Genomic DNA, 10174 nt, shown 5'->3' with positions numbered 1-10174 from the left:
GGAAGTGCTTCGTTAAAGGTTGGTGCCGTCGTATCCTGAACTGTGATTACCTGAGTATGCACAGTGTCATTACCACACTCATCAGTTACGGTCCAAGTTCTAACAATAGTTTTTGTATTACCACAAGCTGCAGTCTCTACATCTGACTCAGTAATGGTAACTGTACCACAAGTATCTGCACCAGTAGCAACACCAGTATTAGCAGACGACTCATCTTCGGTACACTCAATCGTGATATCCGCAGGAACTGTAATCGTAGGGTCAGTAGTATCAACAACCGTAATGGTTTGGTCAGCAGATACAGAGTTACCACAAGCATCAGTAGCAGTCCAAGTTCTTGTTATCGTTTTAGTGTTACCACACTGAGCGACTTCAGCATCAGTGAAAGATACATTTGGTTCAGCACAATCATCAATAGCCGTAGCAGTACCAGTACTAGCAGGTGAAGTATCTTCAGTACATTCTACAGTAGTATCTTCAGGAATTGTTAATACAGGGTCAACCGTATCAATAATAGAATATGTAGCTGTAGTATTCGAAGCGTTACCACACTCATCCGTAGCAGTAAATGTCACTGTAATAGCACCATTAGCACAATCTACGTCAGTATTGGCACCATAGTCATTAGACCATGTCACCGTACCACAAGTATCATTAGCTGTTGCACCAGCATTATTAGCAAGCCATGCTTCTAATGTCCCATCAGGTGTAACACCACATTGAATTACAATATTATCTGTATTTGTATTATCTATAGTTGGTGGAGTAGTATCAACCACCGTAATCGTTTGGTCAGCAGATACGCTATTACCACACTCATCAGTTACGGTCCAAGTTCTAACAATAGTTTTTGTATTCCCACAAGCTGCAGTCTCTACATCTGACTCAGTAATGGTAACTGTACCACAAGTATCTGCACCAGTAGCAACACCAGTATTAGCAGACGACTCATCTTCGGTACACTCAATCGTGATATCAGCAGGAACATTGATTGTAGGATCAGTCGTGTCAACAACCGTAATCGTTTGGTCAGCAGATACGCTATTACCACACGCATCAGTTACGGTCCAAGTTCTAACAATAGTTTTTGTATTACCACAAGCAGCAGTCTCAACATCTGATTCCGTAATGGTTACTGTACCACAAGTATCTGCACCAGTGGCAGCACCAGTATTAGCAGAGGACTCATCTTCAGTACACTCTATAGTAACATCCGCAGGAGCAGAGATTGTAGGGTCAGTAGTATCAACAACTGTAATCGTCTGGTCAGCAGACACGCTGTTACCACACTCATCAGTTACCGTCCAAGTTCTAACAATAGTTTTTGTATTACCACAAGCAGCCGTCTCAACATCTGATTCCGTAATAGTTACTGTACCACAAGTATCAGCACCAGTAGCAACACCAGTATTAGCAGAAGACTCATCTTCAGTACACTCAATTGTAATATCAGCAGGAACAGAGATTGTAGGATCCGTAGTATCAACCACAGTAATAGTTTGGTCAGCAGATACGCTGTTACCACACTCATCAGTTACGGTCCAAGTTCTAACAATAGTTTTTGTATTACCACAAGCTGCAGTTTCAACATCTGATTCTGTAATGGTCACTGTACCACAAGTATCTGCACCAGTAGCAACACCAGTATTAGCAGAAGACTCATCTTCAGTACACTCAATCGTGATATCAGCAGGAACATTGATTGTAGGATCAGTAGTATCAACCACTGTAATGGTTTGGTCAGCAGATACGCTGTTACCACACTCATCAGTTACAGTCCAAGTTCTAACAATAGTTTTTGTATTACCACAAGCTGCAGTCTCTACATCTGACTCAGTAATGGTAACTGTACCACAAGTATCTGCACCAGTAGCAACACCAGTATTAGCAGAAGACTCATCTTCAGTACACTCAATAGTGACATCCGCAGGAACGTTGATTGTAGGATCAGTAGTATCAACCACTGTAATGGTTTGGTCAGCATTCGCCGTATTACCACAATTATCTGTTATAATAAATGTTCGTTCTATAGTTACAGGACAACTTGCAGAAATAATAACATCAATGTAAGTTATTGAAGCTATATTAAAATCATCAGATGCATTATAATTAGGATTTGACGTAAAAACTGATTGAATATCACTAGAAGTTGTATTACTATATTCAAATACAGCATTTGTGTTTGTTATGTCGTTTTCAGAGCAACCTTCAATTGTAATAGAAGCAGGAACAGAAATCACAGGATCTTCAGTGTCGTCCACATTTACTGTGTCAGAAATAGTTGTAGTACAACCATTAGCATCAGTAATTAAAATAGAATAGTTACCAGCAGCTAAATTCTCAAAAACACCACTAGATTGACTAGTTGCTCCATTATCTATTGAGTAAGAATAAGGTGGAATTCCACCAGCAGCTTCAGCTGAAATACTTCCATTAGTTTCACCAGTACAATCAACATTTGTAACTCTTACTATAGAACCGCTTACTATTTCGTTAGGTTCCTGAACAGTTGACTGGTTTGTAGAAGTACATCCATTTGCATCAGTAATGGTTACTGAATATGTTCCAGCAGTAACATTAACTAAATCTTCAGTTGTAGCACCATTATTCCATGAATACGAATAAGGAGGTGTACCACCATTTACAGTTAAATCTACAGAACCAGTACTGTCACCTTTACATAAAATATTTGTAACAGCAATTCCAGAACTTAATGCATTAGGCTCGTTAACTGTGATGGTAGTACTTTGTGTACATAATGTTGTTTGATCGGTAACAGTAACAGTATAACTACCTGCAGGCAAATTATTAACGTTAGGTGTAGTATTTGGTAGAGTATCCCAAGAATATGTAAAAGGGCCAACACCATTAGTAACTACAGCACTTACACTACCATTACTTTCACCGTTACATGTAACAGGTGATGAAGTTCCGGAAATTGATAAGTTATGACAAGAACCAGGATTAACAGTAACTGTAGCAGTTTCAGTACATCCATTAGCATCAGTAACGGTAACTGTATATGAGCCAGACGCTAGTCCTGAAATATTTTGAGTCGTTTCTCCGCCTGGTGACCATTGGTAAGTGTAAGGTTCTACACCACCTGTTGCAGTTGCACTTGCAGTACCATCATTTGTATTTGGACCCAGTTCATCTGTTGAGCTTGCTGTAAGGTTTAAAGCGTTGTTAGGTTCAGAAATTGAAATTGTTTCCTCAACAGGTTGACAAACCGTTCCATCTATAGTTACACTAACATCATACACGCCAGCTGTAATATTATTAATAGTACTAGAAGTTACTCCTGCGTCTACCTGACCATTACTCCATGTAAACGTAAATGTTGCACTTGGATTTGCAGTAGAACTTGCGGTTACAGTACCAGATCCAGTAGCATCACCAACACAAAGAACATTTGTTATATTACCAATTGATATTTCAGCATCACAAGTATTAACACATGATATTACTATACTTTGCGTTAATTCACAACCATTAGCATCAGTAATTGTAACTGAATGTGAGCCAACATGTAAATTAGTAGCTGTGGATGTGGTTTGGTTGTTAGCTGAAGCACTCCAAGCATATGTATATGGTGATGTACCACCAGAAACATTCGCTGTTGCTTCACCATTAGTACATCCTTGAGCAGTGTTTGCATCTACTTTACTGATATTTAAACTTATAGGACTAGAAGGTTCTGAAATAGTTGTATTAGCAGAAGCTGTACATCCATTAGCATCTGTTACTGTAACACTATATGTACCTGCAACAACATCAGTTAAGTTTTGCGTTGTAGCAGAGTTACTCCAAGAATAGGTGTATGGCTGTGTGCCACCATATACAGAAATAGATATATCTCCAGTTGCTTCTCCTGAACAATCAACATTATTTACATTAGTAATTGATACCTTAATTTTTTCTGGCTCAGTAATTGTAACTTGTGCATTAGCAGTACAATTATTAGCATCAGTAACTAATACATTATAAGTACCAGCACTGAGATTTTCGAATAAATCATTATTTTGATTTGTTGTGCCGTTATCAATAGAATATTGGTATGGGCTTGTTCCACCCGTAACATTTACATTAAAACTACCATCAGTACCATTTTTACAAGAAACATTATTGATGTTTGTAATATTAGCTGATAGTGAATTTGTAGGTTGACTAATAGTTGCCTGATTGGTTGTAGAGCATCCATTTGCGTCTGTAATGGTTACATTATAGGTACCAGCAGTTAAGTTGTTCTGGTCTTCATCAGTTGAGCCGTTGTTCCATAAGATTGAATATGGTCCAGTACCACCAGTAATTGTTAAGTCAATTGCACCTGTTGCTTCACCATGACATAATACATCTGTTATTGATGTTATTGTTGAACTTAAAGCTTCAGTAGGCTGACTGATTGTAAAGCTTGTTGTTGCAGAACAATTGGAGTTTGAATCATTAACTGTTACAGTATATATACCACTACTAAGATTGTTTAAATCTTGAGGGTCTGTATTTGGGGTTTCTGTTCCATTATAATCCCAATCATATGTGTAGTTGCCGGAGCCACCACTTACCGAAATATCAATACTACCATTTTCACCATTATAACAATCTACATTTTCTAAATTTTCTAAAACAATTGATATTTCATCGTAGACTGTAACTGTAATAGGTATTCTATCTGTATTAACACATTGTTCTGTAGGACCTTCTGAAACATAGTAGGTAAAAGTTCCTGATTGACTAGTGTCTGGAGTTAAGCTAAGTTGACCAACAGTATTAGGATTATTATCTGTAAAATAAACAACAACATAGTCTGGGTTTGAAGACTGACCAGTAAGAGGCGAAGCCGTTTCATTTTTACAATATTCTACATCATTTACAGTTGGAAAAGTTGTAATATCCGAAACTTCAATCGTAAACTCGTAATGACAGCCATAATCTCCTGGAGGAACTCCATAATAAGTAGACACTCCTAAAGTAGCCGGAAAAGGGTTAGAGTCTGTATATTCTGTAGAACCTCCTGTAACAGGATAGGAATTATAAAATCTGGTTCCTGGAGGAAATTCAGATTCAAGTTCAGAAACAGGTATGTTATTACCTTCGAAACTACAATAAAAGAAGTCTCTTTCTAAAGTAACATTAGTACAGTTTTCTGCTATATACTGATCTGCGTCTATGTCAATTTCAATAGGGTCGGTATTAGGTTCACCTTGACATATTCCGTCGCTTTGATAACTTTGTATTAACGGAAGAGAATAATCAGTTCCAGAAATCATACCTGTACCAGATATTGTACCACCTACAATTACGATTTTAGGTTCACAATTATCATTTAATAGAAGCGAACAATCTTCTGTAGCTTTAAGTTTAAAAGTGAGATCTGCTAATAATAAATCAATGTCTGCAGGGAATAAAGGTAAAAAGTTAATATCCCAAACTATTGAACCTGTTGCGCCTAAATTAGGGTCAAAATATGGAGGGTCAGCTGCAAAGGCTGGCAAATACGCACCATAGCTAATACTTCCTGGTACAAATTCTGACGTGAATGGTATAGGTACTATTAATTGAGCATTAAGAATAGGCTCTGTTCCTTTATTTTTTATTTCAATTTTATATTCTATTTCATCACCTGGCTCTGCCGAAAGATCTGCCGTTGGCGGATTACCATTTATTGTTGTTGTTGATAAAACACCTTCTGACTCTGGTATATACGCATCAACAGACATTGCCATACTAAAGATTATATAGGTATCTTGTGTTGTACCATACCTAAATCTTGTTTCGGTTTGACTATTATCTATCAATGATTTATCAGAATTATCTAAATCAAACATTGCAATATCTAAACCAGTATTATTAGTAAGGGAGGGACTTCTGGCGTTACCGCCTGTATTAATAGAAGAATTAAAAAAGTTGTTGGTGGAATTTCCGGAGTGACTCAGCGTTTCCCAATCATTAGCAGATGGGTTATTATTGTTAACTTCATCAGCATGGATTATTTGAAAATAGTCACCAGAGATACCTCTATCTCCTTCACCTGCCATCAATCCCAACTTAATATTCACATCACCTGTTTGTACAGCATTAAACCCAGATACAGGAATTTCATAATCTTGGGTAACATTTCCTTGTACATAGGCATAACCATCAAAAATTGTAACATCTCTCCAATTCATTTTGGAGTTTTCATACACAACAATCATTCCCCATCCACCATAATAACCTGTGGCGCCACCGTTACCTTCAGTAATAGCAATATCTGCAACAAAATACTCTCCAATTCCATTATTACGGACTCTATCAGTAACTTCTATGTAGCCAGCATACATATTGTTATCTCCAGGATACATAATATCATTGGCACTAGCCGTTAGCGTTGTGTAGTTAGAATCATTAGGGCCCTTAAACTTAACAGTTCTCATTTGCTGCTCAGTTAGACTAGTGCCACCTCTACCAGTCCAATAAAGGCCTGCATAGATAATATTAGAACACTCCGGATTTGCACCGTTTTCTGTAGAAAAATCTAAAGTTGCGGATGATGAGTTGGATGTGTTTAGGTCATTATCTTCATCGATAAAAACCATTGAGTTATTACTGTTATTGGTATTAGTGCCATAATTTTGTAAAGTTAGATTGGAATTACCAATCATAGTAAAATCTCCTTTAATATTATAAATTACTTTACCAGGAGTATATTGAGATGTTCTTTGAGTAAAAGGAACTCTAAGCTGACCGTAAGCACTAACCGAAGAAAGTATTAGAATAACTAATACTGCAATGGATTTTAGAAATGGGGTTAAGTAGTTCTTCATCATATTGTCATATAAAGAATTAACATGTATCAATACCTTAGTTAGGCGCATTAAAGCCCAAATAAGTTTTTACATTATGCTTTGGTGTTTGGATATTTTTTTTGATTTCAGATAAGCTTATTTCAACTTCACAACTTATGTAAATACATTTTAGATTTGGAAAATTATTTGCAAATTCTATTCCAATCGAATCAGAAAGATCTTCTTTATTTAAAATTTTAACTACTACAACCTCTATTGAATTAGATTTTTCAGATTCTAATGTTTCTAAATAATTGACATCTAAGTACAAGCGTTTTGTATTTTTGGTAATAGAGGTTTGTTTTTCAGAACTAAGCTTATATGCGGACTCTATATTACTGTAAACATATCTTTTTAAAACATCCTTATCTATTCTAGAAGCTTTTTTTGCATTGTTAGTACCATTAAATAATATAACATCATTCTCTTGCGCAGATAAGTACGACATTAGAGATAATGTTAAAACAAGACAAAACGATAATTTCGTAATAATCGATTTCATAGTATTTCGTTTAAGTATTAGCCAATCACTAGTTTTAGCTAATAAATTCATAAGTCACTATATTTAAAAAATATTTTAACTTAAATATGTATTATTATGTATATAGAGGGAAGTTTCAATTAATATAAGTGATGTCATAATATGGATTAATATATTTTTTGATTTGGGGTCACTTACATTAATTTTGTAAACAAAAGAACTTATAAACACAATCTTATACAAAGATTAGAGTTAAAGCGCCAAAATAGTCGTTAAAACGGAGATATGCAACATTTTATCGAAAAAAATTGCATTTAATCGAAATTCAATGAAATCAATTATACTAGTAAGACACGGAAAATCTTCATGGGAATTTGACGTTTCAGACGCCTTAAGACCATTAAAAAACAGAGGAATTAATGATGCTAAATTGGTTGCTAATCAGTTTGTTAGAGATAATGGCCTACCAGACTTTATATACTCGAGTCCTGCTGTCAGAGCTTTCTCTACATGTAAAATATTTTTAGCCGTTTTTGGTTTGTCAGAAGATTCTGTTAACGTTAAAGATGAATTATATGATTTTGGAGGGGAAAATGTTGTGAGGTTTATTAAAAGATTACCCAATAATTATAATACTGTTATGTTATTTGGTCATAACCATGCCTTTACATCAATTGCTAATATATTTGGTGATAAATTTATAGACAATCTTCCAACAGGTGGACTTATTAAGCTTAATTTTGATATTTCTGACTGGAAAGACTTTAAAAAAGGAACAACAGAATTTATAATTATTCCTAAGGAATTAAAAGCATGACAAAACATAAAAACACTTACATAAATAGAGAATTAAGTTGGTTACAGTTTAACGCAAGAGTACTTCAGGAAGCCGCTGACGAAACTGTACCGCTAATTGAGCGATTAAGATTTTTAGGTATTTTTTCTAATAACTTAGATGAGTTTTTTAAGGTACGTTATGCCACGGTAAAACGAATTTATGATGCTGGTAAAGGTGGTAAGAGTGAGCTTGGTGGTATTAAGGCAGGCGAATTATTAGAAGAAATCACAGAGGTAGTTATCGATCAACAGAGAGAAAGTGTAGAGATTTTAAATAAAATAGAGCAAGAGCTTGAGAGTGAAAATATTTTCATAATAAATGAAACTGAAATTGAAGACGATCATCATGAGTTTATAAAAAACTATTTCTATCAAGAAATTAGTCCAGCATTGGTTGTAATTATTTTGGATGAAGATATTGCGCTTCCAGAGCTTAAGGATAGTGCAGGTTATTTAACCATAAAGATGTCAAATTCTGGAGGTGAGGATCAGTATGCGCTTATTGAGATTTCAAAAAGTATGGAGCGTTTTATTGTTTTACCAAATAGAGGTGAGGCTAATTACATTATAATGGTAGATGACGTTATTAGATATTGTTTAGACGAAATCTTTAACATCTTTAAATATGACGCTATATCATCTCATATGATAAAAATAACTCGTGACGGAGAATTAGATTTTGATAGTGACTTGAGTAAGAGTTTTGTAGATAAATTATCTCGAAGTGTAAAGGGCAGACAAAGCGGAGATCCTGTTAGGTTTGTACACGATAAAAATATAGAACCTGATACCTTAAGCTTTCTTTTAGAACGAATGGAAATAGATTCTAAGGACAGTATCATTCCTGGTGGTCGTTATCATAACCGTAGAGACTATATGGATTTTCCTAGTTTGGGTAGAACAGACTTGCTATACGATAGAATAAAACCTTTGCCAGTAAAAGGCCTAAGTCTACAAGAAAGCATTTTCACTACCGTAGCCAAAAAGGATTATTTGGTCTATACTCCTTATCATACATTTTCTTACGTAGTTAAATTTTTGCGTGAAGCTGCTTTAGACCCAAAAGTTAGAACGATAAAGATTACTATTTACAGATTAGCTCAGATATCACACGTTGCCAGTTCGCTTATTAATGCGGCAAAAAATGGCAAGTATGTTACTGTTTCTATTGAGCTTAGGGCACGTTTTGATGAAGAAGCTAATATTAATTATGCCGAGCAAATGCAAGATGCTGGTGTAAATATGTTATTTGGTGTACCTGGTTTAAAAGTACATAGTAAAATGTGCGTCATAGAGCGCGAAGAAAATAATAAGTTAAAACGGTACGGATTTATTAGTACAGGAAACTTTAATGAATCTACAGCTAAGTTTTATACGGATTTTACGCTTCTTACGGCTAATTCTAAGATTCTTAAAGACATCAATAAAGTGTTTAACTTCCTAGAAGTCAACTATATTGTTAATAGATACAAACACATTATAGCGTCACCTCATTATACTAAAACCAAATTATTCTCTTTGATAGACAAAGAGATTGAAAACGCTAAAAATGGCAAAAATGCTTATATAAAGCTAAAAATGAATAGTATAAGCAGTTATAAAATGGTAGACAAATTATATGAAGCAAGTAGAGCAGGTGTTAAAATTCAAATGATTGTTAGAGGCCTATGCTGTTTGGTGCCAGGTGTTAAAGCTATGAGCGAAAATATTGAAATTATTAGTATAGTAGATAAGTTTTTGGAGCATACACGCTTGTATGTGTTTTCTAATAATGATAACCCATTAGTTTATATTTCATCTGCTGATTGGATGACTAGGAATATTGAACACAGAGTAGAGGTAAGTTGCCCAATATATGATGAGGATATAAAACAAGAATTACAGGATTTGTTCGAGATTTGTTGGAACGACAATGTAAAAGCACGTCATATTAATGAAACACAAGATAACACGTATCTTAGAAATGACAAACCAAAAATTAGAGCTCAGTTCGATACGTACAATTATTATTTAAAAAAGTTAGAAGGATAAT

Annotated in this window: 4 protein-coding genes; 2 read left to right on the top strand and 2 right to left on the bottom strand. The window is 35.1% G+C overall.

Annotated elements, in window-relative coordinates; genetic code table 11:
- Positions 1–6806: beta strand repeat-containing protein (locus V1468_RS09515; RefSeq protein ID WP_331810006.1), on the bottom strand; the 6806-nt coding region annotated here is incomplete at its 3' end.
- A 34-nt stretch (positions 6807–6840) separates the two neighbouring features.
- Positions 6841–7272, bottom strand: coding sequence for a hypothetical protein (locus tag V1468_RS09510; protein WP_331810005.1), 432 nt, complete (start codon positions 7270–7272; stop codon positions 6841–6843).
- Positions 7273–7633: 361 nt separating this feature from the next.
- On the opposite strand from V1468_RS09510, the gene V1468_RS09505 reads away from it, so the two are divergent.
- Both V1468_RS09505 and ppk1 read left to right on the top strand, forming a co-directional pair.
- Positions 7634–8122, top strand: a complete 489-nt coding sequence (locus V1468_RS09505) for a SixA phosphatase family protein (RefSeq protein ID WP_331810004.1) — start codon at positions 7634–7636, stop codon at positions 8120–8122.
- Positions 8119–10173 (top strand): polyphosphate kinase 1, encoded by a 2055-nt coding sequence (gene ppk1 / locus V1468_RS09500; RefSeq protein ID WP_331810003.1) that lies wholly within the window; start codon positions 8119–8121, stop codon positions 10171–10173. The genes V1468_RS09505 and ppk1 overlap by 4 nt, the downstream gene beginning before the upstream one ends.
- The last annotated feature ends 1 nt before the right edge of the window (position 10174 follow it).

Source organism: Winogradskyella poriferorum, from assembly GCF_036553625.1.
Taxonomy (GTDB): Bacteria; Bacteroidota; Bacteroidia; order Flavobacteriales; family Flavobacteriaceae; genus Winogradskyella; species Winogradskyella poriferorum.
Note: the sequence above shows the minus strand (reverse complement) of the source record. Positions and strands in the feature narration are given on the sequence as shown.

What these genes read in the sequence shown, in the direction of transcription:
- V1468_RS09510 (WP_331810005.1), bottom strand. Translation starts at nt 7,272, where the DNA reads ATGTCGTACTTATCTGCGCAAGAGAATGATGTTATATTATTTAATGGT.
- V1468_RS09505 (WP_331810004.1), top strand. Translation starts at nt 7,634, where the DNA reads ATGAAATCAATTATACTAGTAAGACACGGAAAATCTTCATGGGAATTT.
- ppk1 (WP_331810003.1), top strand. Translation starts at nt 8,119, where the DNA reads ATGACAAAACATAAAAACACTTACATAAATAGAGAATTAAGTTGGTTA.